The 25180-nt window shown below is 58.6% G+C and carries 18 protein-coding genes; 4 read left to right on the top strand and 14 right to left on the bottom strand.

Annotated features, from left to right (window positions below; genetic code table 11):
- Positions 1–112 precede the first annotated feature (112 nt).
- From HMPREF2651_RS06185 to HMPREF2651_RS06150, 8 genes are all read right to left on the bottom strand, one after another.
- Complete coding sequence (locus HMPREF2651_RS06185) at positions 113–856, bottom strand: response regulator transcription factor (protein WP_049181799.1); 744 nt, start codon at positions 854–856, stop codon at positions 113–115.
- A 6-nt stretch (positions 857–862) separates the two neighbouring features.
- Positions 863–3466, bottom strand: a complete 2604-nt coding sequence (locus HMPREF2651_RS06180; protein WP_038626891.1) for a sensor histidine kinase — start codon at positions 3464–3466, stop codon at positions 863–865.
- Between the two features lie 46 nt (positions 3467–3512).
- Positions 3513–4103 (bottom strand): K(+)-transporting ATPase subunit C, encoded by a 591-nt coding sequence (kdpC, locus tag HMPREF2651_RS06175; RefSeq protein WP_048734312.1) that lies wholly within the window; start codon positions 4101–4103, stop codon positions 3513–3515.
- 81 nt (positions 4104–4184) lie between these two features.
- A complete protein-coding gene (kdpB, locus tag HMPREF2651_RS06170; RefSeq protein WP_049181801.1) occupies positions 4185–6293 on the bottom strand; it encodes a potassium-transporting ATPase subunit KdpB in 2109 nt (702 codons plus the stop codon).
- Positions 6290–7942, bottom strand: coding sequence for a potassium-transporting ATPase subunit KdpA (kdpA, locus tag HMPREF2651_RS06165; RefSeq protein ID WP_049181802.1), 1653 nt, complete (start codon positions 7940–7942; stop codon positions 6290–6292). Before kdpA ends, kdpB begins: the two co-directional genes overlap by 4 nt.
- Positions 7939–8031: a potassium-transporting ATPase subunit F gene (locus HMPREF2651_RS06160; protein WP_016421618.1), complete on the bottom strand. Its 93-nt coding sequence runs from the start codon at positions 8029–8031 to the stop codon at positions 7939–7941. Before HMPREF2651_RS06160 ends, kdpA begins: the two co-directional genes overlap by 4 nt.
- 632 nt (positions 8032–8663) lie before the next feature.
- Positions 8664–9335: a YdhK family protein gene (locus tag HMPREF2651_RS06155; RefSeq protein WP_080972903.1), complete on the bottom strand. Its 672-nt coding sequence runs from the start codon at positions 9333–9335 to the stop codon at positions 8664–8666.
- Positions 9336–9411: 76 nt separating this feature from the next.
- Positions 9412–10896 carry a YeeE/YedE thiosulfate transporter family protein gene (locus tag HMPREF2651_RS06150; protein WP_049181805.1) on the bottom strand — a complete coding sequence of 495 codons (1485 nt, stop codon included), beginning with the start codon at positions 10894–10896 and terminating at the stop codon, positions 9412–9414.
- A gap of 204 nt (positions 10897–11100) precedes the next feature.
- Between HMPREF2651_RS06150 and HMPREF2651_RS06145 the strand changes: the two genes are divergently transcribed.
- A complete protein-coding gene (locus HMPREF2651_RS06145) occupies positions 11101–12111 on the top strand; it encodes a hypothetical protein (protein ID WP_049181808.1) in 1011 nt (336 codons plus the stop codon).
- Here HMPREF2651_RS06145 and HMPREF2651_RS06140 read toward each other — a convergent pair.
- The 3 genes from HMPREF2651_RS06140 to betT form a co-directional block, all read right to left on the bottom strand.
- Positions 12108–12935 (bottom strand): CDP-alcohol phosphatidyltransferase family protein, encoded by an 828-nt coding sequence (locus tag HMPREF2651_RS06140; RefSeq protein WP_080972905.1) that lies wholly within the window; start codon positions 12933–12935, stop codon positions 12108–12110. The genes HMPREF2651_RS06145 and HMPREF2651_RS06140 overlap by 4 nt on opposite strands.
- A gap of 143 nt (positions 12936–13078) precedes the next feature.
- Positions 13079–14647, bottom strand: coding sequence for an aldehyde dehydrogenase family protein (locus HMPREF2651_RS06135; protein WP_049181809.1), 1569 nt, complete (start codon positions 14645–14647; stop codon positions 13079–13081).
- Entirely contained in the window at positions 14648–16768 is a 2121-nt protein-coding gene (gene betT, locus HMPREF2651_RS06130) for a choline BCCT transporter BetT (RefSeq protein WP_371325852.1), read from the bottom strand.
- A gap of 398 nt (positions 16769–17166) precedes the next feature.
- Between betT and betA the strand changes: the two genes are divergently transcribed.
- From betA to HMPREF2651_RS10910, 3 genes are all read left to right on the top strand, one after another.
- A complete protein-coding gene (betA, locus tag HMPREF2651_RS06125) occupies positions 17167–18906 on the top strand; it encodes a choline dehydrogenase (protein ID WP_049181812.1) in 1740 nt (579 codons plus the stop codon).
- Positions 18907–19015: 109 nt separating this feature from the next.
- Positions 19016–20119 (top strand): NAD(P)H-dependent flavin oxidoreductase, encoded by a 1104-nt coding sequence (locus HMPREF2651_RS06120; RefSeq protein ID WP_049181813.1) that lies wholly within the window; start codon positions 19016–19018, stop codon positions 20117–20119.
- 530 nt (positions 20120–20649) lie between these two features.
- Entirely contained in the window at positions 20650–20844 is a 195-nt protein-coding gene (locus HMPREF2651_RS10910; RefSeq protein ID WP_141746485.1) for a hypothetical protein, read from the top strand.
- A gap of 260 nt (positions 20845–21104) precedes the next feature.
- Here the strand turns inward: HMPREF2651_RS10910 and HMPREF2651_RS06115 are convergent, their stop codons facing one another.
- The 3 genes from HMPREF2651_RS06115 to HMPREF2651_RS06105 all read right to left on the bottom strand — a co-directional run bounded on the left by HMPREF2651_RS06115 (position 21105) and on the right by HMPREF2651_RS06105 (position 24914).
- Positions 21105–22301, bottom strand: a complete 1197-nt coding sequence (locus HMPREF2651_RS06115) for a globin domain-containing protein (RefSeq protein WP_049181815.1) — start codon at positions 22299–22301, stop codon at positions 21105–21107.
- 191 nt (positions 22302–22492) lie between these two features.
- Complete coding sequence (locus HMPREF2651_RS06110; RefSeq protein ID WP_070586003.1) at positions 22493–22966, bottom strand: RrF2 family transcriptional regulator; 474 nt, start codon at positions 22964–22966, stop codon at positions 22493–22495.
- Positions 22967–23078: 112 nt separating this feature from the next.
- On the bottom strand, positions 23079–24914 hold the full coding sequence (locus tag HMPREF2651_RS06105; RefSeq protein WP_038626917.1) for a phosphoenolpyruvate carboxykinase (GTP): 1836 nt from the start codon (positions 24912–24914) through the stop codon (positions 23079–23081).
- Between the last annotated feature and the right edge of the window lie 266 nt (positions 24915–25180).

The raw sequence follows: 25180 nt of genomic DNA, 5'->3' as shown, positions 1-25180 counted from the left end.
GAGGTGGCATGAGGTGACATAGGTGTCGTGAAGTCGCGAGGAGAGGCAGGCAGGCGAGCGGGAAGGCGGGAACGTGCAGGCGGGCAAGCAAGAACGGGCAAGCAGCCGGCTGCTACTCCTCGTCCAGCACCATGCGATAACCGACCCCCACCTCAGTGCGCAAGTACTTGTTGTGAGCCTGCTGAGGCTCAATCTTGTGGCGCAGCTGGGAGATGTAAACGCGCAGGTAGTTGGTCTCTTTTTCGTACTGGTCACCCCAGACGGCCTTGAGAAGCTCCAGTTTGGTCACCAGTTCGCCACGATGCTGCACCAGGTAGACCAGGATGTCCCACTCGCGCGGGGTCAGATGCACGAGCTCGTCCGCCACGAGAACTTGCCGTTTGGCCAGGTCAACCATTAGATGACCATCTGCGGAGGTCACCTTCGGCACCTCTTCGACCACTACTTTGCTAGCACGCCGCATGGTTGAACGCAGCCGAGCCAACAACTCCCCCATCGAGAAAGGCTTGGTGACGTAGTCATCGGCCCCTTCATTGAGGGCGTTGATTTTCCCCGCCTCGTCGTGACGTGCGGAGACAATCAGCACTGGAATATCGCTCCACCTGCGCAAAGAACGCAGAACTTCCAGGCCACTGACATCGGGCAAGCCCAGATCCAGGAGAACGGCGTCGGGCTTCCACTCGCTGACCGCGGCTAACGCCCGCGTGGCCGTTTGCGCGACACGTGGCTCGTAACCGCGGGCTTTTAAACTGACAAGCACAGTGCGGGCCATGGCGACATCATCCTCGACGATGAGTATCTTTCGCCCGGGTTTGTTGCCAGCCTGACCAGCGGGTTGTCCTGAACTGAGATTCATGGAATCCTACTTTCTCTCGCCCATTGCACGCGGCAACGTCAGCACGAAGGTAGCACCGCCGCCGGGTGTCTGTTCGGCGCGGATGGCGCCTCCCATGGCGTCGGCAAAACGCGAGGCGGCGGCAAGTCCCAGACCAAGGCCCTGAGATTGTGCCGAGTAGTCGCCAAGGCGTTGGAACGGTTGAAAAATCTCCTCCAACTTATCCTCCGGGATGCCCTTACCGTGGTCAATGATCAAAATGTCTATGCATGCGCTCGCAGCGATAGCACCCAGCGAGCCCATAACCGGCATGTCGGCGGGACCGCGCACACCGCGCTCGCTGGGCCGCGTACGAATGGTCAGGCTCGACTCCGGTGCGTACTGACGGCCGTTGATGACGATGTTGGAAACAATGCGCTGGATCAGCCCAGGATCGCCTTCCACCATGCAGGCGTCATGGTCAATATCGCGGTCAATGTGACCTGCGGCTTCCGGCAGCTCCGCACATACCGCGTCCACAACATCGGAGACGCTAACCGGCACACTTTCCACCCGCTTGGTGCTGGAGTCGATGCGGCTGGCATCGAGTAGGTTGCCAATGACCACCTCTAGGCGGTCAGCGGAACTCTCGATTGTCTCCATGAGGATGAGACGCGTTTCGTCGTCAAGCTCAACGTCCTCCATGTTCATGCTGGAGATCGCAGCCTTGATGCTGGCCAGCGGTGTGCGCAGGTCATGTGAAACGGCGGTCAGCACCGCGCTGCCCACGCGGTTGCCCGCCTCGAGGGCAGCGGTGGCGCGGCGCATCGCGGCGATTTCCTCCATGTCCATGAGCGCCCGGATGCGGGAACCGTGAGCCGCAATCATGGCAGTCTCAGCGGCGGTGAGTTCACGGCCACTGAGCACAAAGCGCAGGTCATCGCCGGAGCTGACCTTAGTCATCGGCAGCTCTGTCGGCCACGGTTCGGACAAGCCGTGTTCGGCGGTGGTGACAATGGTCAACCACTTCTTGCGCTCTGAGGAGTAACGCTGCACGTCCACGCGCTCCATCGAGAACGTATCCGCCAAGCTGTGGACCAGGTTGGACATGTTGTCGCCATCGTGGACGACACCGTGTGCCAACTCGGACATTACGACTGCCTGATGCAAACTCCTGTCCGCCATCTCGCGGCGGCGCTCGGAACGCTCCACCACCGTCGCCACAGCCGCCGCAATCACACCGAAGAGCAGGATTTGAGCCAAGCTGGCCGGCTCGGTGATAGTCAGGGTATTCACCGGAGCGGTGAAGTACCAGTTTGCCAGAATTGAGGAGACCACCACTGCCGCCAGCGCTGGCACCAACCCTGCCGCCATAGCGGCGAAGACTATCGGCATTAGATAGGTCAGCAGCAGCACGCCCAGGAACTCCGGGCCGGTGTCCAGCTGGTAGAGCAGCAACGTCAGTAGCACTGGCCCCACCAGTGCCAGGAGCCAACCGGTGATGCGTCGCTCCTTGGAAAAGCGAGAGCGCAGTTTCTTGCGCCGCTTGGCTTTCTTCTCTGAGCTTGAGGAGATGATGTGCACATCGATGGGCCCAGCCTGGTCGATGATGCGCTGCGAGGTACTTAAGCCCACATAGCGCCGCAGTCCTCGCTCCGAGCCAATGACCAGCTGCGATGCATTGACCGTGCGGGAGAACTCCAGCAGAATTCCCGGCACATCATCGCCCACGATGGTGCGCCACTGCCCACCCAGCGACTCGGTGAGATCCTGCAGCTTGCGCAGCCGACGCAGATACCCGCGGTCAAGGCCGTCGTCCTCGCCGGTAATGTGCACGACAATCATCTCGCGGCCGGCCACGCGACCGGTCATACGAGCACCGCGGCGAATCATGGACTCCGCGTTCTCATCATCGCGCACGGCCACCACGACGCGCTCACGCGTGGTCCAGTGGTCGTCGATCTCCTCGTCTTCGCGGTAGGCATCGAGCACCTCCTCGACCTTGTCAGCCAGCCACAAAAGTGCCAGCTCACGCAGGGCGCTGAGGTTGCCCGGGCGGAAGTACTTGCGCAGCGCTAGTTCCGCTTGCTCCTTGCGGTAGATTTCGCCGCGAGACAGGCGGATGCGCAGGGCGTCCGGGCTCAAGTCGATGAGCTCAATCTCGTCCGCATCGCGGAGGACACGGTCGGGTACCGTCTCCATCTGGCGCACGCCGGTGACGGCCGCAACGACGTCGTTAAGCGATTCCAAGTGCTGGATGTTCATCGTCGAGATGACGTCGATGCCTGCGTCGAGAAGCTGGTAGACATCGTGCCAGCGCTTGCGTTGCTGAACGAACTCGTTGTCCGGCTCATCGGTAACGACGGTGTGCGCGAGCTCATCGACGAGGGCGACCTCGGGACGCATCTCGATAATCGCATCAACATCCAGCTCACGATAGGTGTTGCCGCGGTAGGACACCTTTCGACAATCCAACACTGGCAGGCCTTCGATGAGCTTCTTCGTCCGCTCGCGACCGTGGTGTTCCACCAGACCAATGACTACCTCGTGCCCACGGGAGTACAGATCGTGCCCCTCGCTCAACATGGCGCACGTCTTACCCACGCCCGGGGCGAACCCCAGGTAGACCTTCAGTTTTCCTCGCTTGGCCATTTCTTACAGACCTTTACTTGCCATACCTTGCCCAATCGCAGGATGCTTACTGTCCGTCTGTCAGAGCGGCGTTCAGCTTTACGACGTTGACCAGTCGCCCACCATCCTGCGAGCCCTGTTCCGTAATTGCGTTTTCACTATTTTCCGAGATCAACCGCTCAACCTCTGCCTGTGGCAGGTTGCGCTCCTTGGCCACGCGCGGTGCTTGCAGCTGTGCGTACTTCTCGGAGATATGCGGATCCAGACCGGAACCGGAGGCGGTGACTGCCTCCACCGGTACCTGGGCCGGGTCGATGCCCTCGCGGGCAGCGACATCGGTGCGGCGCTGTTCGATTTCAGCCTGGAACTCCTTGCTATACGGCGACACGTTCGATGCCGAAGACGACATCGCGTCGTAGCCATTATCCCCCGCAGCAGACGGGCGCGGGTAGAAAAATCCCGGCTTTGTCACTTCTTGGGCAATGAGCTCCGAGCCCTGGGCCTTGCCTGCGGAGTCATACATCATCGAGCCATCAGCGTTATCGGACCAGATTCGCCCCACTACCCAGATTGCGGCTGGGTACAGCAGGCCGATAACCACGGTGAGCAGCAAATATGCCTTGATTGTGGTGGATACCAACCGAAAGTTCTTGTTCATGTCCTTCTCGATTCTTTTCACATGTTGCGAGATGCCAAGTGTTGTGCGCTGGCTGCGCCGTTTGGCGCGAGGCCAAGGCACTTACATCCCGAACACTCCGGAGAGCAGGAGGTCAATAATTTTGATGCCGACAAACGGTGCGATGATGCCACCGACACCGAAGATGAGCAGGTTGCGGCTCAGCAGTGAGGCAGCCGACCCGGCGCGGTACTTCACGCCCTTGAGAGCCAGCGGAATCAAGGCGACAATCACCAGCGCGTTGAAGATCACTGCAGACAGGATGGCGCTTTCCGGCGAATGCAGGTTCATGATGTTGAGCTTGTCCAGGCCAGGCAGCGCCGTGACGAACATGGCTGGAATGATGGCGAAGTACTTCGCCACGTCATTGGCAATGGAGAAGGTGGTCAGCGCACCGCGGGTAATCAGCAACTGCTTGCCGATTCCCACCACGTCAATGAGCTTGGTCGGATCCGAATCCAGGTCCACCATGTTGGCCGCTTCCTTCGCCGCCGACGTACCAGTGTTCATTGCCACGCCCACATCTGCCTGCGCCAATGCCGGTGCATCGTTGGTGCCGTCACCGGTCATGGCGACCAGGCGTCCCTTCGACTGCTCCTTGCGGATCAACTCTAGCTTCTGCTCCGGGGTGGCCTCAGCGAGCACATCGTCGACGCCGGCCTCCTTCGCAATCGCATGCGCCGTCACCGCATTGTCGCCCGTGATCATGACGGTACGAATGCCCATTTCACGCAGCTGATCGAAACGCTCACGCATGCCAGGCTTAACGACGTCCTTGAGATAAATAACACCCAGCACTCGTCCGGACTCACCGCTGGTTACTTCGTCGCCGCCAAATACCTCGGCGACCACCAGCGCGGTACCGCCCGCTTCCGAAATGCGCTGGACAATGCCATCGACCTCGGGCGGCACGGTGGCACCGATGCACTTCATCAGCTTCACAATCTCCATTGCGGCACCCTTGACTACCTTGCGTTTCTTCTCGCCGCCGGTAGCGGGGAACTCGATACCACTCATACGAGTCTGAGCGGTAAAGGGAATGAAGGTCGCATTGGCATAGACGGATTCGTCGATGCGTTCATTCGATTCGGTTTCCGCGAGCTCGACAATGGAGCGGCCCTCGGGGGTTTCGTCGGCAAGCGAAGAAAGCTGGCAGGCGTGTACCAATTCAGCGTGCGTGGTGTCGCCGACCTCGGAGAACTCCGCAGCCTGACGGTTACCGAAGGTGATGGTGCCGGTCTTGTCTAGCAGCAGCGTGGCGACGTCACCAGCGGCCTCAACCGCACGGCCCGACATGGCCAACACGTTGTGCTGAACCAGGCGGTCCATACCGGCGATACCAATAGCGGACAGCAGCGCGCCGATAGTGGTCGGGATCAGGCAGATCAGCAGTGCGACCAGTACCAATGGGTCCTGCTCAGCGCCGTTGAAGACAGCCATTGGTGCCAAGGCGATGACGACCATGAGGAAGATCAGGGTCAACACGTGCAGCAGGGAACCAAGTGCCAGCTCGTTCGGAGTCTTCTTGCGCTGTGCGCCTTCGACCAGACCAATCATGCGATCCATGAAGCTCTCACCGGGCATGGTGGTGACCTCGATGGCGATGGCGTCGGAAAGCACGCGTGTACCACCGGTGACCGCGCACCGATCACCGCCGGCCTCGCGGATGACCGGCGCGGACTCACCGGTAATGGCGGACTCATCGACACTGGCAGCGCCGACGATCACGTCGCCATCGGCGGGAATCGGCTCGCCGGCGGAGACGATGACGATGTCACCCGGAACCAGGTCCGTGGCCGCGACCTTGGTGGTCTGCGCGGCTGGGTTCTCCAGTGCTGCAGCGGCGTTGGCGCCGTTGTTGAGCTTGAAGGCATCAGAGGTGGTGCGCGAAGCGCGCAGCGATTCCGCCTGTGCCTTGCCGCGGCCCTCAGCGACGGCTTCCGCCAGCGTTGCAAAAAGTACCGTCAACCACAGCCACACCGTGATGGAAATACTGAACAGCGACGGGTGCGCAATGGCCAGGACCAGCGTAAATGCGGCACCGACTTCGACCAGGAACATCACCGGGGTGGCGATGAGCTGGCGCGGGTTCATCTTGCTCAGCGCCAGCGGCAGAGCCGCTTTCAGTGCGCTGGGAGAAAATGCGGAAGATGCGTTGGAATTCTTGCTCATGACAGGGCCTCCGTCAGCGGACCTAGGACGAGGGTTGGTAGGAAGGTCAGGGCGCTGACGATGATTGCGATGGCAACGGTCAGGCCGACAAACTGCGGTCGGTGAGTTGGCAGGGTGCCAGCGGTCTCGGCGGCTGGTCGCTGCTTGGCGAAGTCACCAGCCAGACCCAGCACCATGACAATTGGAAGAAAGCGACCAAACAGCATGGCGAAACCGAGGCTCATGTTGAACCACGGGGTATCGGCACCGAAGCCCGCGAATGCCGAACCATTGTTGTTGGACGCACTGGTGAAGGCGTAAATCAGGTCGGAGAAACCGTGCGGTCCGTCAGCGGACACGGAGTCCAGCGTCGACGGCAGCATGGTGGAGATACCGACACCTGCCAGCACCAGCACTGGCATGACCAGGATGTAGAGGCAAACCTTGGTGATTTCCGAAACACCAATGCGCTTGCCCAGGTATTCCGGGGTACGGCCGACCATCAGGCCGGCGATGAATACGGTCAGGATGGCGATGATGAGCATGCCGTAGAGACCGGAGCCCACACCACCAGGGCTGATCTCGCCCAGCAGCATGTTCAGCATGAGCATGCCGCCTGCCAGTGGTGAGTAGCTGGAGTGGAAGCTGTCCACCGCGCCTGTCGACGTCATGGTGGTGGTCACCGCAAAGAAGGAACTCGGCAGCACGCCAAAGCGCATTTCCTTGCCCTCCATGCCGCCACCTTGGAAGGTCTGCAGCGCAGTCTCGCTGGACATAACGACAGCCAGAGAGATGAAGTAGAGCACCGCCATGGTGGACAGAATTGCCCAGCCCTGACGCTTGTCACCGATGATGACACCGAATGCCCTGGTCAACGAGACCGGAATCAACAGGATAAGGAAGATTTCCAGCATGTTGGTCCACGCATTCGGGTTTTCAAATGGATGCGCGGAGTTGGCGTTGAAGTAGCCACCGCCGTTGGTGCCCAATTCCTTGATGACCTCCTGCGATGCCACGGCACCGCTCGGGATAGTCTGGCTGCCGCCGGTGACAGTCTGGATAGTCTGTGGGGCCGAGAAATTCTGGATGGCACCCTGCGAAATCAGCAGAATTGCACCAATAGCGGCGATGGGCAGCAGCACTCGCAGGACGGTACGAGTCAGATCTACCCAGAAGTTGCCGATGTTGCCGTCACCGTGACGGTTGGCCAGGCCTCGGACCAGCGCCACCGCCACTGCAATACCGACTGCGGCGGAGACGAAGTTCTGAACTGCCAGGCCAGCCATCTGGGTTAGCACTGTCATGGCTTCTTCACCGGAGTAGGACTGCCAGTTGGTGTTGGTGGTAAACGACACCGCGGTGTTCCACGCCTGGTCCGGAGAAACTGGGCCCTTGCCGTGGTTGAGCGGTAGCCACTGCTGCACTCGCTGCAGCAGGTAGACGAAGATGACGCTGACAGCGGAGAAGCTCAACACACTGGCGGTGTACTTTGTCCAGTGCTGGTTGGCCTCTGGGCGCACACCGATGGCGCGGTAGAAACCGCGCTCAACACCCAAGTGTTTATCAGTGGTGAATACCCGCCCCATGTAATTGCCGAGCGGGATGTAAAGGATGGCCAGTGCGGCCATCACGATGATTACCGGGACAAATCCCATAATGACGTTGCTCACGAGAATCGCTCCGGATCAATCAGGGCGACCAGAACATAGCCCAATGCCGCCAAACCTAAAATGGCGCCGACGATCAATTCCCACGTCATAGTTTCTTCACCGCCTTTGCGCAGCCCTGCAGTAGCAGGAAGGCCGCAATGGTGAGTAGAAGAAGCAAAATGTCTACGAACATGACAGTTATAAAACACCCATACCTACTGCGGCGGGCACCTATTAACGCTTTTTTAACACCCGACTGAACTGGGGTTATGCGCTTAGAGATGCGCGAATGCACTTCTGATTAAGAAAGTGCCAATGCAGGTACGCGGCGAATTAATACCAGCTTCGGGGCTGAGTGGGCTGAGCAGGCGCACTGGTGTTGCCGACTTATCGATGGTTTTCCGCCACTTATGCGCACGTTGTGGGGTCTACCTGAGCACTTGTCGATGCGTTATTCACTGATGGCCACGCTATAGCGCATCGACAGGTGAATAGCTCATCGACAAGTGGCCGACCGCCCCTGCCCTCGCCGCCCCTGCCCTCGCCGGCCCCGTCCCCGCCGTCTCCGCCCCAGCCGGACCACGCGCTACCCGAAGGTTTTTGGACACGGAGCATAGGCGCGAAGCATAAAAAAACCGGGCACCACACTTCCTGCGTGATACCCGGTTTTAATGGATTGAGTTAGGCCGAAGCAACCGGCCCGAAGCAACCAACCTAGAAGTGGCTGACTAAGCCTGACTAGTTAGTCCTCCGGTGCGAGCTCGCTTTCGGTAACCCACTTGTGGTTCTTCATGGTCATGCCGTCTTCGTCGATATCAACCATATAGACCGGCTCCTGGGTGGAGTAATCAACAGTGCCCTTGGCGCCCTTCATGCCCGCCATGTGCTCGGCATTGATGGTGATCTCGGAGCCGTCGGCAAGCGGAGCCTCACCTGGGTTCTCCAGCTCCTCATGAACAACCCAACGGTGATCCTTCACCGGTTCACTGCCATCGGTCGGAGTGTAGGACACGGAGTACGTGGTGGTGTTGAAAACACCAACAACCTTGCCTTCTGCACCCTTCATGCCCGGCATGTGATCAGCTAGAACCTTCACTTCACTGCCGACCGGAAACTTCGCGTTGTCAGCCGGAGCCATTCCCTCGGGAGCCGGACCGCCATCGGCCGGGTGATCATGGCCAGCCATTGCATCGTCATCATGGTCGCCGTGCTCACCGTGGCCATCGGCATCGTCCATGTCATCCATGTCGCCCGTGTCCTCAGAGCTGGTTGCCGTTGCCGACGAGCTGGTCTCGCTAACAGTGCTGCTTGCTTCGGTATTAGTCGAATCATCGGAGGAGCAACCGGCCAGCGCAAGCACGCTGGCGGCACCTGCGGCTACAAGCGCATTAAGTGGTCGGATATTCTTTGCCATGGTCAAGCTCCTTTGTTGTTGATGTCAATCAATCTATGCCCTCACCCTACCGACGCTCCTCTAACGCCACCAGGACTTATCGCCCTCGGCGGACGGAAATCGTCCAACCAGCCTCGCCGGTCTGCTCGAAGTTGGTGACCTCGTGGCCATCCTTCGCAGCCCAGCGCGGAATCGCATCCGTGGCCTGGGTGCAGTCGAATGGAATCACCAGCTCCTCGCCGACCTCAATCTTGTTGATTGCATCCTTGGCCTCGATCAACGGGAATGGGCACACCGCGCCGACGGTGTCGAGCTCGTATCGCCCATCGCCCAGCGGCTTTAGCTTGCCGTCTTCCTGCTTGACGACGCTCCGGTCGAGCAACGCCACCGGAGCGACAGCAAAGGCACCCGCCAGCGGGGAGGTCTCGGCGCCAGCGGCACCGACACCGTCGCTGCTCGGCAGGGACACAGGAGAAGTAGCAGCCGAAGCGACCGGAGCCGCTGCCGATACCGCCGTGTCGTTGGTGGTGGAAGAGGTGCTCGGGACGTCGTTAAGCGAAGGTGCGGACGGCTTCAGCCAAAGCTTGGCGGCGATAGCGACACCTGCGGCGATGGACGCCAGCGCAAGCCAACCCTGGTAGCTGAACAGCGAGGTCTGGACCATGCCGTTGCCGACGGTGCAGCCGCCGGCCCACGCAGCGCCAACACCCATGAAGATGCCGCCGACGACGGAGCGAGCGCCCTGCGTAGCGTCCGGGACGCGGAGACGGAATTCGCCGGATGCCTTGGCGGCGATGAAGGAACCGACGAGGATGCCGAGGACGAGGAGGACGCCCCAGTCGAAACGCTCGGTGTCACCAGTGACAACGTAGTTAGCGAGGTTGGAGGACGGAGTGGTGATGCCGAGGCCATCGTTGCGGCCGGTGGCGGCGGACAGCGGCCATGCAATCACGCCCAGTACACCGACGATGGCGGCGGTGGCGTACACGTGCCAGGGCTTCTCAGCCAGGATGTGCGCGAGACCGGACTTACGCGGTGCCAGAGTTACCGGGCGCGGGCCGGAGAATTCTTCGCGCAGGAAGCGGACGGCGAAGTATGCCGTGACGGCGCTCAGCGCGATGACCAGTGGCCAAATGCTAATGCCGAGAGAGGCATGAATGCTGGTCAGGCCGACGGTGCGGTCCTTCAGGGAATTCTGCAGGCCATTGAGGAAGCCAGTCTTCATAGCAGCAGCGGATAGGGCGTAAAAGACCAGTGCGATCCAAGAGCCAATCAGGCCCTCACCCGAGCGGTACCAGGTACCCGAGGCACAGCCACCGGCCAGGACGATACCCAGCCCGAAGATAACACCACCGACGATAACGGCCACCGGTGCCAGTTCGTTGTATTCGGGAGTAATCACGCCGGCGCTGGTCAGTGCGGCCAGGCCGATGGCGTGGAAGGAAATAACAATCAGTAGCGCGACGAAGCCGCGCCAGCTGCGCTGAGTAAAGATATCGCGCAGGAAGCCGGTGACGCAGAAGCGTCCTCGCTGCATAACAAAGCCGAGCACGGCGCCCAGCGCTAGTCCTGAGATGAGCATGAAAATAGTTCTCCTAAGTTTTGTGGACAAGCCCGCCATTTAAACCCTTATGAACAGACCTGTCTATTCGTGGGTTAGAAACTACTTCAATCACCGAAGAAAGTCCAACTTAACGGCGTTTTCGCAGAGCAGAGCACTTACCAATAGACAGACCGAACCGTATAGTTGCTGGTGATAAACGCAAGTTGTGGCAAGCTAAACACTATGAGCGCACAGAATTCAGCCCTGGCTGGGCACCAGCGGCTCCTTGCGATGCGCTCGATACTCGACCTGCCCTTTGCGCACGCTTTCACCCTTGACCCACAACTGGTCATTGACATCTCCGGCGTCGCCCGTCTCAGCGAGCTCAACGCCAAAAATGTCGCAATAGTCGACAGCTTGCGTTCACTCGCCCACACCAACGTGCAGGACTTTTATGCCATCGATGACGCGGCAGAAGCTCTAGGTACCGCCTTGCGAATGGCGATTTCCTCCCGACAGCTACTCTGGTTAAGCTCACTGCCCCACAGCGACGTGGAGAGGGTACGAAACATCCTCGGCGGCGACATCGTTCATGTGGTGGGCGAGGCACTGGCCGTCGATAAGCTCGATGACGATGTCCTGGAGCTTCCCGATGCCATGAAGCAACGCGGAGAACCACTGGTGCCCATCGCCATTTCGCCGACCGAGCTGGTGCAGACCTGGGCCCACGGTACGCGCGAGCAGCAAAAACTGCTGACGTACCTGATGGAGGGTACGAATACGCTGGTCATGCAGCACAAGAACCTGCATGCACTACGCAAAGTCGGAACCAAACTCATAGAGCGCAACCCCGTGTGGCGCCTGCTCTATAACCCGAAAGTGCTCGCGTATCTGGTGGTGATGGTTTACTCTTCGCTCCGCGCGCTACCTGTGGTTTTTGTCCCCGGATTCCACGGCAATGTCTGGGTGCTGTGGAGCATCGACATCATTACCGCTATCCCCTATACCTGGGGAATTGTCGAGATGATCACCGGCCGCTCATTCGGCCGAAGAATGCTGGGGCTCCTGATCACTCTAGTGACTTTCGTCTCGCCCTACGTCTACTTCTGGGCCAACGGGCGCGATTATCCGGTGTGGGTCACCATCTTTGTCATCGCGCTGATTGTCGCGGCGTGCGCCGTTGAATACGTTCGCTGGCTGCGCGACCGAGTCATCTATGAAATCCTGCGAAAACCACCCACCAGCGGCGGCTAGCGACCGCTGAGCGAGCGCCGCACTCCCCCAATAATCAGCCAGGCACCGGCGGCAACGTTCACAGCCACAAGCCCGTGAACTGCTGTACTGCTTAACGACGCTGCCGTCGTCTCACCTGCGATGAGAGTACCGGTCGAAATAATCCAGATGAACGTTGCGGCAATGTTGGCAATCCTGCCGCGTTCCACGCGGAATGGATGCGTGTAGTGCAGCGGCACCAGCGTCATTGCGCTGAAGATAAAGATTGCAGCGATGCACACCGCCATGGGCGCGTTCCATACCCACAGCAAAACCGCCACGATGTTCCACGCGGCGGGGAAACCAACGAAGTAGTAGTCGCCGGACTTGGCGGCTTCGTTGGCATAGCAGAACATCGATGACACCAGCACCAGGATTATCAGGGAAATTGCCAATGGACGTGGCCCCAGCGGCAGGTACATGACCATGAAAGCTGCGGGAATGGCGGTCCAGGTGAGATAGTCGACGATGTTGTCCACCACTGCGCCGTTAAACCACGGGACGACTTCCTTGATGTGATGTTTACGCGCCATATTGCCGTCGACACCATCGACGACAAGGGCAATGCCCAACCAGAGCCACATCCAATGTGGGCGACTCTCCAGCAGTGCGACCACAGCCAGCGTCGCCCACACCAAACCTGTCAGTGTGAAGGCATGCACCGCCCAAGCGATGACATGCTGACGCCGGGTGAAGCGGGTGAAAGTCGCAGCGGTGCTGGCAGCATCGGTGTTGGCAGTCGAGACAGCAGCGGAATTATCGGCAACAGCGGAACTGGCATTGTCGGAGCGGATAGTAGCGTTCACGGCAGATGTCCTTTAGAGAACAAAATGCGCACAACTGCAAACCTTTATCGCAGTTGTGCGCAGAGTCGATTTTTTTCAATCGGTGAGTATAACGGCCGATGGGTCGTTTTCCCGTATTTTTGCTCGGGCTTGTGCCGAGTTATTTAACGACGATCCTCGAACCAACCGGTAACAGCCGGCGCTGTGTTCTCGTAGACCAGCTTGGCTTCGGTGTACTCTTCCAGGCCGGTCGGGCCCAGCTCGCGGCCAATACCGGACTGGCCGAAGCCACCCCATTCGGCCTGTGGCAGGTAGGGACCAAAGTCGTTAATCCAGACGGTGCCGTGGCGCAGCCCGCGGGAGACGCGCTCAGACACCTCACGGTTGGATGTCCACACCGCACCGGCCAGGCCGTATTCGGTGTCGTTGCCAATCTCGATGGCCTCATCAACCGTGGTGAAGGTCTCCACCGTCACCACCGGGCCAAAGGCTTCGTCGTGAACGCAGTCCATCTCGCGAGTGACCTGGTCAATCACGGTTGGGAGGTAGAAGTAGCCGTCGGCAAGCGAGGCGGAACCGTCAGCGGTGGCGCCGGTGGCAATCTCGCCGCCCACGCGCACGCGAGCGCCCTGCTCACGCGCCCGATCAACGTATGCCGCGACCTTATCCAGATGCTGCTTCGAAATCAGCGCACCGGTCTCGGCCTTCTCGTCGAGCGGACCACCGAGCTGGATGTGTCCGGCGCGCTCGACCAAATCGTCGACAAACTTCTCGGCGATGGACTCCTCCACAATCAAGCGAGCGCCCGCCGAGCAGACCTGACCGGAGTGCAGGAACGCAGCATTGAGGGCATTGTCCAAAGCAGCTTCGTAGTCAGCGTCGGCGAAGATGATGTTCGGGTTCTTGCCGCCGAGCTCAAGTGCAACCTTCTTCACGGACTTGGCTGCTTCACCAGCAATAATCTTGCCAGTGACAAGACCGCCAGTGAAGGAGACCATGTCCACCTTCGGATGCGAGGACAACGGTGCGCCCGCTTCGGCGCCAGCGCCGGTAATGAGGTTGGCAACACCTGCCGGAACACCCAGATCATCGATGACGTGCATGAGCAGAATTGCTGTGTGCGGAGTCAGCTCCGCCGGCTTGAGCACAAAGGTATTGCCCGTGGCCAGGCACGGTGCGACCTTCCATGCGGTCTGCAGCAGTGGGTAGTTCCACGGCGTGATCAGGCCACAGACACCGACAGGTTCACGCACAATACGCGCGACGACGGACGGGTCATCCGCATCCACGAGACGACCGGCATCATTGCCCGCGAGCTTACCGAAGTACTCGAAGCAGGCGATGATGTCATCCATATCGGCTGCCGCCTCAGGCAGGCGCTTGCCGGTATCCATAGCCTCTGCCCAGGCAAATTCATCCTTACGCTGCCTGATGGCAGCACCGATGTCGAGTACCAACCTGCTGCGCTCAGCTGTGCTCCAGGATGCCCAGGAACCTTCTCCGGTACGTCGGAAAGCAGCGTCGGCGGCGGCGATGGCGCGCTCGGTGTCGGTCGCGTCTGCTTCCGCAACTTCGGCGATGAAAGAGCCATCGGCCGGGCACTCAATAGTGCGAGTGTTGCCAGCGGCTGCAGCGGACCAGGCACCGTTGATGAACAGCGTGGCCGCGCCTTCGTGGGCTTTGGCGGTCTCGGGTGCGAGGGCCTTATCAGTAGTGGAAGGCTCAAAGGTCATTTAGGAATCCTCCTTGGCGTAGTCATCAGACCATTCGCGGACAGGTTCGGCATTATCGGACAGATCTGAGGTGCCCGGGAGATCAGCCTGCATATGCAGGAACTCCAGGTGCCGTTCGTAGAGATCGAGGACATCGGAAATCAGCTGCTCTTGGGTGTAGCCGTAAACGTCGTAGCCAAGAGAGCCGGTCAGTGTGAATACCTCGAGGCGGTAGTAGTAAATGTCGGCGTCACTGTCCAGGTGTACCAGGCCGGCAAAGGACGGCGTCAAGTGTTCAACCGGATAGACCTGGTATCGGAAGCTCATCTCCTCGCCGAATCCGACCTGCAGGTCAATCTGGTCGATGCCGACTTCTTCTGCTGGTTCACGGTGCAGCGTCACTTCACCGCCACGTTCCCTGATAGCATCTGCCACCTGTTCAAGTGCGGGCTGCACCACTCGGTCGAGGTAGCGCATGACTGGCTTCTTGCCCGGGAAGGACATGGAGCGGGCAAGTCGATTGCGCCAGTCGCCCTGTCGGCCATCTACGGCGCGGCCCGACATCGCCCCGTGGAGGGCTCGACGTGTCGAATCCTGTTGCAACAGCTCCAGTCGCAGCGACTTAAACAGGCCATACATCACCAGATAGATGACAAAGGCAAACGGCAGACCCATCACAATCGTTGCCGACTGCAGCGTCGGAATACCACCGACATAGAGCATGGAGATGGTCAGCACACCGACCACGACAGCCCAGAAAATACGGGTCCACTTCTTACCGTCCTGCTGTGTGTCGGTGATCTTCGAAGTGAAGTTACTCATCACCAGTGCCGCCGAGTCCGCCGAGGTGATGTAGAGCAACAGGCCAATCAGAGATGCGACTGCAGCCACCATCATCGGCGCCGGGTACTGCTCCAGCAGCAGGTAGAAGGCACGCTCCGGGTAATCCAGTGCAGTCTGGCCAAACTCCGAATCGCCATTGATGACCAGGTCCAGCGCCGAGTTACCGAATACCGACACCCACATCAGGACGAAGAGGAATGGAATGGTCAGCGTGCCGACGACAAACTGGCGCAGGCTACGGCCACGGGAAATACGGGCCAGGAACAAACCGACGAACGGTGCCCAGGCCACCCACCAAGCCCAGAAGAACAGGGTCCAGGAGTTCAACCATTCCTGTGCACCGGAGAACGCGTAAGTATCCATAGTCATGGACGGGAACTTCGAGACGTACTCACCGACGTTCATCACCAGTGCGTCAAACAGGAACGCAGTGCGGCCGGTAATCAGGATGTAGAGCATCAAGCAGATGGCCAGGCCAACGTTGAGCTCCGAGAGACGACGAATTCCCTTATCAACACCGGAAACTGCGGAGGCGATAGCCACCGATACAGCCACGACGATCAGAGCGATCTGCCAGGACGTACTCTCATCCACCCCGAACAGCACGCGCAGGCCGTAATTCAGCTGGACGACGCCGATACCGAGCGAGGTTGCGACACCGAAAACGGTACCCAGCATCGCCGCGATTTCGACTGCTTCACCAGCGGGGCCATGGATGCGCTTGCCGATAATCGGATAGAGCGCCGAACGAATGGTCAGCGGCATATTGAGGCGATAGGCGAAGTAGCCGAATGCCATACCCATCAGGGCGTAGAGTGCCCAACCGGTCACGCCATAGTGGAAAAGCGTGAACACCACTGCCTGACGTGCAGCTTCGATGGTCTCCGCGTCTCCAGTCGGCGGGCCATAGTACTGTGCCACCGGCTCTGCTACCGAGAAGAAGAGCAGGTCAATGCCGATACCCGCGGCAAAGAGCATGGAAGCCCAGGAAAACAGACCAAACTGAGGCTTGGCGTGATCGGGGCCGAGCTTAATCTGCCCTGTTCGCGAGATAGCGACGTAGAGCATGAAGAGCACTGCCACCGTCGCGGTCACAATATAGAACCAGCCGAAGTTCTTCGATACCCAGGCGACAATGCCCGCTAGGGTGCCCGCTGCATTGTCCGGAGCAAAAATAGCCCACAGGGCAATGGCGAGAATACCAACGCCTGAAATAATAAATACAGGCCAGTTGACCTCAGGCTCAGAGGTCGCACTCGCTTGCGCTTGTTGTGGAGGGACCGACTGCGATCGCTGCATTTCTTGCGACGATTCAGATTTTTCCTCCGTTACCTTCTCAGTTGGCGGAGTATCAGACATAGGAAAATCCTTCAGATTCGGGAACTAACCCAGCATACCTAGTTTGAATAATCCCTCAAGTCTGAGAATCGATTCAGAAGAATTCTCCAATTCCAACATCAACACCTTCACCTGCATATTTACCCAGTTTTCAAGGCGTCTAAAATCATCCGAACTGGAATTGAATACCAATTGTGTGCCATTCTATATAGGTGAAGGGGATTTGAGATACGTCTCCGGCCACTTATTCCAATATCAATATATAGGGCCCGCCTTTAAATATTACTTGAGGCTTATCGCACTCCTTGAAACCCATTCCGATATACATCGGCAAACAACCTACGGAGGTACACCAGAACATGGGAGCTTTCCCGGCTGTCTTCAACTTCGGTAAAAAGAATGGCAACACCACAGTCGAACACCGCGACGTCGTCATCGTTGGCGCGGGCTCTGCCGGCTCTGTGCTGGCCAACCGGCTGTCCGCAGACCACACTCAGCACGTGCTCGTACTCGAGGCCGGCCGTATGGACTCCCTCTGGGACCTCTACATTCACATGCCTTCGGCATTCTCCTTCCCAATCGGCAACAAGTACTACGACTGGAAGTACGAATCCGAGCCGGAACCGGAGATGAACGGTCGCCGCATCTACCATGCCCGCGGCAAGGTCGTCGGCGGCTCCTCCTCCATCAACGGCCAGATCTACCAGCGCGGTAACCCGATGGACTACGACAAGTGGGGCGACACCAAGGGGCTGGAGAACTGGGGTTGGAACCATGTTCTGCCGTACTTCAAGCGCATGGAAAATGCGCTGGGCTCTGACAAGGACGACCCACGCCGCGGCCACGACGGCCCGCTGCGTATGAAGCGCGGTCCGGCCGATTCTCCGCTGTTCAAGGCCTTCTTTAAGTCGGTCCAGCAGGCTGGTTACAACTACACTCCGGACGTCAACGGCTACCGCCAGGAGGGCTTCGGTCCCTTCGACGCAAACATCGACAAGGGCCGCCGTCTCTCCGCAGCTCGTGCATACCTGCACCCGGCCCTGCAGCGTCCGAATCTGGAACTCCGCACCCGCGCAGAAGCCACCCGCGTCCTCTTCGAGGGCACCAAGGCCGTCGGCATTGAGTACACCTGGAAGGGTCGCACTCACCAGGTGCGAGCAGACAAGGTCATCCTCTGTGGTGGCGCTTTCAACTCTCCGCAGCTGCTCGAGGTCTCCGGCGTTGGCGATGAGAAGATTCTGAATGCCGCCGGAGTGAACGTCGTCAAGCACCTGCCTGGTGTCGGCGAGAACCTGCAGGACCACCTGGAGGTCTACATTCAGTACAACGCCACCCAGCCTGTGTCTTCACAGCCGTACCTGGAGAAGTGGCGTTGGCCGTTCATCGGCCTGTGGTGGCTGCTCACCCACAAGGGTCCAGTGGCAACGTCGCACTTCGAAGGCGGCGGTTTCGCACGCTCCAACGACAACGAGCCCTACCCGAACCTGATGTTCCACTTCCTGCCGCTGGCCATGCGTTACGACGGCACGAAGATCGATAGCCCCCACGGTTTCCAGTTCCACGTTGGTCCGATGTACTCGGACGCCCGTGGCCATGTCCACATCACATCCTCGGACATCAAGGTCAAGCCGTCGATTCTGTTCAACTACCTGTCCACTGACCAGGACCGCCGTGAATGGGTCGAGGCTGTCAAGGTCTCCCGTAAGCTGCTGGACACTCCAGCAATGAAGGAGTACACCGACGGTGAGATTTCCCCGGGCGCGGATGTGCAGACCGACGAGGAAATTCTTGAGTGGGTCCGCAAGGATGCCGAGACCGCACTGCACCCATCCTGCACCTGCAAGATGGGTCCGGCCTCCGACGAGATGGCCGTGGTCGATCCGGAGACCATGCAGGTCCACGGCACCGAGGGCCTCTACGTAGTTGACGCTTCGGTCATGCCGGGCATCACCAACGGCAATATCTACGCACCAACCATGATGATTGCCGAAAAGGCCGCTGACCTCATCGCCGGTAAGACCCCGCTGGCACCGCAGGACATCCCGTTCTACCGCGCCGGCCAGGGTATGCCGCTGGATCCGCCGGAGAGCAATAAGTAGTTCTTGAGGCGGTAGCGGGTAGCGCGGAGTCTATTGCGCAACGCCGTTCGTCGGCATTGGTCGGGTTCTCCCACATGGGGGAATCCGGCCTTAGTGTTACTCTCGTTCTATGAGCAGTACAACCTCGCAGTCAACCGAAGACCTTCGACGCTCATCAATCATCTTGGCACCGATGGCCGGTGGTCCATCCACGCCCGAACTCGTCGCTGCAGTTTCCAATGCTGGTGGGGTCGGCACGCTTGCCGCTGGATATCTCACTGTTGAAAAGCTCACTGAACAGGCACGGCAGACGTGCGCGCTGCTTGACGAGGGCAAAGGTTTCGGCATCAACCTCTTCTGCCTCAACACGGCTGACGCCGGTGGCGGAACCTCCGAGGAGGAGCTTGCGCAGTGGACCACGTTTCGCGACCGCTTAAGGCCTGCGGCAGACCACTTCGACATCGACTTGCCTGACACTCCGACCTGGTCAGATGACTACTTCTCGGCGAAAATCGAGGCAATTCTCGCTGATGATTTTCTGCCCAACCCCGATGCGCTGGAGTTCGTCTCCTTCACCTTTGGCTATCCAGATAAAGAAGTCGTTGCTCGGGTAAAGGAATCTGGCCGCAAAGTGGTGCTGAATGCGACCTCGATCGAGGGGGTGCGGGCGGCGGCTGTAGCTGGCGCTGATCGCATTGTTCTGCAAGGACTAGCCGCGGGTGGCCATCGTGCATTCGTGAGGGGTAAAGACTCGTCCGACAACATTGGGGCCTCTGTAGAAGAGCTCGCCCAAGCGGTCACCGAGGCGAGTGCAGTTACCGATGCACCCATCATCGCCGCTGGTGGGGTGGGCCACCGAGAGGACGTCGTCAAGCTTGTGGAAGCTGGTGCGACGGCTGTACAAGTTGGCACACGGTTCCTCACCACCGCAGAGGCGGGTACGAAGGAGACGCACCTACGGGCATTGCGTGAGCTCACGGAGCGCGACACCGTTTTGACCCACGCCTTTTCCGGCAAGCCCGCGCGGGCAATTGAGAACACGTTTACCCGGGAGTTTTCTAGGGTCGCGCCGGAGCTTTACCCGCAATTGCACTACTTGACCACGCCGATTCGCGGCGCAGCGAATAAGACCAGCGATCCTGAATATCTCAACTTATGGGCGGGTATTGCTTTTTCTCAGTGCGAGGATCAATATGCGGGCGATGTCGTTGCGGAGTTGTCAGAGTCAATGTAACCGCTATCAGACTCCCCTATCCATAAATGTAGAAATGTTCCATATCAACAGGTAGCCCATCCACGCACTTACCCAAATATTAAGGTAGCCATTTAGCTACCTTCCAGCAAAACTATTGACTTTCCAGCTATATCGACTATCGTTCGCGACAGTGGAAATTCAAAAAATTAATATCACTAATAGGGCTCATTTGTATTATTAGTGATTTATGAACCACACCAATACTCTTCCGAAAGGCAAACTTTGCGCAAACCATCTAAAGTTTTTTTGGAGTAGCTACAATCCTGCTCACGTCACTCACACCATCTTTCGCGTATGCTGCACCCGCTAAATGGCATCTCGAATCCACAGCTACCGCGCCAACGCCTCAAAAAAACATCACTGGCACCTTCAGAAGTGCGGACGGAACAACCTGGGCTCCCGGTGGCGCTGGCGCCACTAACACACTCACGGTTAACGGAAAGAGTAACCATGTAGATAGTGCAGGTGTTGCTTACAACACCGTCAGTACGTCACCCAGCAATGCCTGCGTGGATAAATTTGAAATTGCATACTATCAAAATGGAATCCGCAAAACTAAAGAAGCGGGGCCAAATTGTGCACCGATCCGAACAAGCCACCGTTTCGAGCTGAATGAAGATATTGATAATCAAAGCAGTTTTTGCGGCCGAGTTTTAGTTGGCGGAGTTTGGGGAAATTACGCTTGCGTTCAAATTAAAAAGTAGGTGATTTTTACAATGGGAATCGGTGAAATTTTACTCTCGATCGTCATTATTGCAGTACTTTTGATTATTCCTGCATTGTTAATCACTGCAATTGTGCTGCTTTATAAGATTTACAAAAACAGCGAAAACGAGAAATAACGCACACTCAAAAATGGCTAGTCCCCTCCGACTTGCCATGTACACCCGAAAAAATGACCAGCCCGAGCATATATCGCGGCTGGTCATTCGGCTTTATTTGTGACGACGGCGCAGTTGTGACGCTAAGCGTCTAGCAGCCAATCGTTCGGGCTGAACAGCTCGAAGTGAACGTTTTCGCGAGCAACGCCGCGATCGGCGAGCTGCTGGCGAATGGCCTGCAGGAAACCATTGCCACCACAGAGGTAGAACTGAGCGCCCTCCGGCAGCTCCGTATCAGCCAGATTCATCAAATCCGGCTCGTACCACACCTGCTGGTGGGCATTGGCCAGTGCAGAGACTGCGTTATTGCGTTCTGCGCGCAGGGCATCTGCGGCTTCTGCGCGGTCCGCGTGGAGGACGACGACATCACGCTTGGAGTCGGCTGCCACCAGGGCATCCAGCATGCCAATCATGGGGGTGGCGCCAATACCTGCGGAAATGAGCACTACCGGGTCATCGGACTTTGTATCCAACACCAGGTCACCTGCAGGCAGAGAAATTTCGATCGCATCGCCCGGCTGCACCTTTTCCCACAGCTGTGTGGAAACTTCGCCAGCCGGTAGGTCCTCAGAGGCATCGACACGACGAACCGCGAAGGTCAGAACACCTTCCTCGCCGCCGACCAGAGAGTATTGCCGTAGCTGGCCGGCGCCGTCCGGCATGGTCTGACGTACGGAGATGTACTGTCCCGGGAGGTAGGAAACGGGGGTTTCGTCGTCAAGCTTGACGGAGAACACTGCGACGTCATCACCGCGCTCTTCACGAGAGACGACATGAGCGGCGCGGAAGACATCGCCTGCTTCGACACCGAGGTCGTCATAGAGCCCCTTCTCGAAGTTGATGAGAACACGCTCCATCTCCAGGTAGACGGCATCCCACGCGTCGCGGACAGCTCCCTGAAAGACCTCTGGGGTGAGGATTTCCTCGATGGCATCGAAGAGGTGCTTGTGTACGATTGGGTACTGCTCCGGCTTGATGCCAACGGAGATGTGCTTGTGGCCGATGCGGGAAAGCAGTTCTTCCGGGGCGGGAGCATCTGGGTCGACCAGGGTAGCTGCGAAGGTAGCGACGGATGCCGCCAGCGCCTTCTGCTGAGCACCCTGCTTCTGGTTGCCGCGGTTGAAGGTATCGGCAATGAGCTCCGGGTGAGCAGCGAACATCCGGTTATAGAAGTTCGGCGTGATTTTCTCGATGTTGGCACCGACAACGGGCAGGGTTTGAGTGACGATTTCAGCCTGCTCTGGAGTCAGGCCGTTCTTGTTGACATTCAGGTTTGGCATGACTTCACAATAACACTATATTGCGTATTCCGTTTGCGTATTATTGCCCAATGATGTCCCTAACTACTCTTTGCGGTTGAGTTTTACCCGCCTTGAACTGCACAAATGGCGATGCCGAAAATTTCACCAGAAAACTTCGACAGCACCGTTTTTAGCTTTTTCAACCCGCGGTTAGACCTTCAGCTCTGCACCTAAACCGGACAAATATTGAGCTGGGTACTCCCCTGCGAACCGCCTCCCTCGGGGCGATTGGCATCCACACCATTAGCCGATTTGTGCGGAATGAGATCAGCAATCAACACTGGATCCAGTGCGGCGAAGAACGCCTCCTGCGCAGCCGCTAACTTGCCACGCAACAGGCACGTCGGCAGTAATGGGCAGTCAGTGCCGACACAATCGACGACCTCATTGTTTTCCAGAGTGCGCAGCAGCTTGCCGACGGATTTTTCCGTAGCCGACTCGCGCAGATAGATGCCACCATTGCGCCCCTTGACCGCCTCCAAGAAGCCGAGCTCCACAAGTCGCGAGACAACCTTGGAAACATGCGCGCGAGACGCATTGAGAGACTCCGCCACCTCGGCAGCGGTGTATTTGCGCCCCGGCTCCCCCATCGCCATCAAAGTGATGACACGCAGGCTCAAATCAGAGAAAAGCGTTAATTGCATTGCGTGTCACCCTTCATCGTTGTACTGCACAAACCACCCCCTTGCCAGCCGCTTCGGGCAACAAGGGGGTGGTTCTATGTTCTAGCTTTTCGCAAGGCTAGCTAGCAAGATCTTAGTCCTGCAGGCTCTTCTCGATACGAGCCTTCAGAGCCTCGAACTCGTCCCAGACTTCCTGCGGAACGCGGTCGCCGAGGAACTTCAGCCACTCCTCGTTGTCCGGCAGGTCACCCTGCCACTTAGCAGCCGGTGCCTTCAGGGCTTCCTTGACATCGGCGAAGTCGATGTCCAGGCCAGTCAGGTCCAGGTCCTCTGCCTTAGCGGTGTGACCAACAACGGTCTCCTTGGCGCCAACACGGCCCTCAATGCGGTCGATGATCCACTTGAGAACGCGAGAGTTGTCACCGAAGCCCGGCCACAGGAAGCGGCCGTCTTCGCCACGGCGGAACCAGTTAACCAGGAAGACCTCTGGCATCTTGTCGCCGCCCTTGGCGCCCATGTCAATCCAGTGCTGCAGGTAGTCACCGACGTTGTAGCCAATGAACGGCAGCATTGCCATCGGGTCGTGGCGCAGGGAGCCGACCTTGGCCTCAGCGGAAGCAGCGGTCTGGCCGGAAGCCAGGGTTGCACCGATGAAGGTTGCGTGGTTCCAGGACAGTGCCTGGGTCACCAGCGGCACAGTGTCCGGGCGGCGGCCACCGAACAGGATGGCGTCGATCGGGACACCCTGCGGGTCGTCGTACTCCGGTGCGGCGACCGGGCACTGCGAGATCGGGGTGCAGTAACGGGAGTTCGGGTGCGAGGACAGCTCGTCGGAATCCGGAGTCCAGTCATTGCCCTTCCAGTCAATGAGGTGATCCGGCTTGCCTTCCATGCCTTCCCACCAGACGTCACCATCGTCGGTCAGTGCGACGTTGGTGAACAGGGTGTTACCGGCCTCCATGGTCTTCATGGCGTTCGGGTTGGAGGAGTAGTTGGTGCCCGGCGCAACACCGAAGAAGCCGTTCTCCGGGTTAACAGCGTACAGGCGACCGTCCTCACCAAACTTCAGCCATGCAATGTCGTCGCCGACGACCTCGGCCTTCCAGCCCTCGATGGTCGGAGTCAGCATAGCCAGGTTGGTCTTACCACATGCAGACGGGAATGCAGCGGCGATGTGGTAGGCCTTGCCCTCCGGATTGGTGAGCTTCAGGATGAGCATGTGCTCAGCCATCCAGCCCTCTTCCTTGGCCATGACCGAAGCGATACGCAGTGCGTAGCACTTCTTGGCCAGGATGGCGTTTCCGCCGTAGCCGGAACCGTAGGACCAAATCTCCTTGGTCTCCGGGAACTGGGTGATGTACTTCTCATCGTTGCACGGCCATGCAACGTCCTCCTGGCCCTCCTCCAGCGGAGCGCCAACGGAGTGCAGAGCGTGGACGAAGTCTCCGTCCGGGCCAATCTTGTCCAGGGCATCCTGACCCATGCGGGTCATGATTCGCATAGAGAGAACCACGTACTCCGAGTCGGTCAGCTGAACACCCAGCTTCGGCTCCGGGTCGGTGATCGGACCCATGCAGAACGGAACGACGAACATGGTGCGGCCCTTCATGGAACCGCGGTAGTGCTCGGTCATTTCCTTCTTCAGCTCGACCGGATCCGCCCAGTTGTTGGTCGGGCCAGCGTCCTCTTCCTTTTCAGAAGCGATGAACGTGCGGGACTCCACACGAGCAACGTCCTTCGGGTTAGAGCGGGCAAGGAAAGAGTTCGGGCGCTTTTCCTCATTCAGCTTGATAAGAGTTCCCTTATCAACCAGGTCCTGGGTAAGGCGGTTCCACTCTTCTTCCGAGCCATCAGCAAAGACAACCTTGTCTGGCTGGGTCAGTTCTACGACCTCAGCAATCCAGCGCAGCAGTTCGGCGTTCTCGGTCGGGGCCTGGCCCTCGAGACCAGGAATAGAAGGTGCGGACATCAGTTCTCCTGACTCATTGATTCGCGTCTTAATTTAAGGCTACCGGGGGATACCGAAAGTTGCCGGGCCCCACATCGACAATCTGCTCGTTCCCGCATTTGCAAGCCGTTACATCACAGCTTTACAACAATTAATTTTCCTCGCCCCATTCTTGCGACCTGTTCATTTACGGCCATAACCAGTGAATAAGGCCAGCCTCACCACATAAATTGACAACCATTAACCCCTTGGGGGCAGTTACCCCCATTTGTAAGCAACCGAGACAC

Source organism: Corynebacterium sp. HMSC063A05, from assembly GCF_001809695.1.
Lineage (GTDB): Bacteria > Actinomycetota > Actinomycetes > Mycobacteriales > Mycobacteriaceae > Corynebacterium > Corynebacterium amycolatum.
Note: the sequence above shows the minus strand (reverse complement) of the source record. Positions and strands in the feature narration are given on the sequence as shown.

Bases quoted from the DNA above. Each gene is read 5' to 3' on its own strand.
- HMPREF2651_RS06115 (WP_049181815.1), bottom strand. From the start codon at position 22,301: ATGCCAAACCTGAATGTCAACAAGAACGGCCTGACTCCAGAGCAGGCT.
- HMPREF2651_RS06110 (WP_070586003.1), bottom strand. From the start codon at position 22,966: ATGCAATTAACGCTTTTCTCTGATTTGAGCCTGCGTGTCATCACTTTG.
- HMPREF2651_RS06135 (WP_049181809.1), bottom strand. From the start codon at position 14,647: ATGACCTTTGAGCCTTCCACTACTGATAAGGCCCTCGCACCCGAGACC.
- betA (WP_049181812.1), top strand. From the start codon at position 17,167: ATGGGAGCTTTCCCGGCTGTCTTCAACTTCGGTAAAAAGAATGGCAAC.
- HMPREF2651_RS06120 (WP_049181813.1), top strand. From the start codon at position 19,016: ATGAGCAGTACAACCTCGCAGTCAACCGAAGACCTTCGACGCTCATCA.
- kdpC (WP_048734312.1), bottom strand. From the start codon at position 4,103: ATGAACAAGAACTTTCGGTTGGTATCCACCACAATCAAGGCATATTTG.
- HMPREF2651_RS06180 (WP_038626891.1), bottom strand. From the start codon at position 3,466: ATGGCCAAGCGAGGAAAACTGAAGGTCTACCTGGGGTTCGCCCCGGGC.
- HMPREF2651_RS06155 (WP_080972903.1), bottom strand. From the start codon at position 9,335: ATGGCAAAGAATATCCGACCACTTAATGCGCTTGTAGCCGCAGGTGCC.
- HMPREF2651_RS06105 (WP_038626917.1), bottom strand. From the start codon at position 24,914: ATGTCCGCACCTTCTATTCCTGGTCTCGAGGGCCAGGCCCCGACCGAG.
- HMPREF2651_RS06150 (WP_049181805.1), bottom strand. From the start codon at position 10,896: ATGCTCATCTCAGGACTAGCGCTGGGCGCCGTGCTCGGCTTTGTTATG.
- betT (WP_371325852.1), bottom strand. From the start codon at position 16,768: ATGCAGCGATCGCAGTCGGTCCCTCCACAACAAGCGCAAGCGAGTGCG.
- kdpB (WP_049181801.1), bottom strand. From the start codon at position 6,293: ATGAGCAAGAATTCCAACGCATCTTCCGCATTTTCTCCCAGCGCACTG.
- HMPREF2651_RS06145 (WP_049181808.1), top strand. From the start codon at position 11,101: ATGAGCGCACAGAATTCAGCCCTGGCTGGGCACCAGCGGCTCCTTGCG.
- HMPREF2651_RS06160 (WP_016421618.1), bottom strand. From the start codon at position 8,031: ATGACGTGGGAATTGATCGTCGGCGCCATTTTAGGTTTGGCGGCATTG.
- HMPREF2651_RS06185 (WP_049181799.1), bottom strand. From the start codon at position 856: ATGAATCTCAGTTCAGGACAACCCGCTGGTCAGGCTGGCAACAAACCC.